This is a genomic window from Mesorhizobium sp. M3A.F.Ca.ET.175.01.1.1 (assembly GCF_004791945.1).
Taxonomy (GTDB): Bacteria; Pseudomonadota; Alphaproteobacteria; order Rhizobiales; family Rhizobiaceae; genus Mesorhizobium.
The window spans coordinates 1-290 of the sequence record NZ_SRTP01000375.1 but is presented as its reverse complement, the minus strand read 5'-3'; the positions used below and the strand labels follow the sequence as shown (position 1 = coordinate 290).

The 290-nt window shown below is 63.8% G+C and carries 1 protein-coding gene; it reads left to right on the top strand.

Annotated features, from left to right (window positions below; translation table 11 throughout):
• On the top strand, positions 1-290 hold a 290-nt coding region (locus EN818_RS32050), incomplete at both ends, for a hypothetical protein (protein ID WP_135906764.1).

Below are 290 nucleotides of genomic sequence, written 5' to 3'. Positions count from 1 at the left end.
CGGAGATCGGCGTCGATCAGATCATCGTCGACGAGGCGCAGGAGTTCCGCAAGCTCCCCTTCGCCACGAACATGTCGACGCTCAAGGGCATCGATCCGAACGGCTCGCAGCGCGCCTGGGACCTCTATGTAAAATCGCGTTTCACCGAGACCAAGAATCCGGGCCGTGCGCTCGTACTCGCTTCCGGCGCCCCGATCACAAACACGCTCGGCGAAATGTTCTCGGTGCAGCGATATCTCGGCTATGCCGCGCTCGCCGACCGGGGCCTGCACGAGTTCGACGCCTGGGCC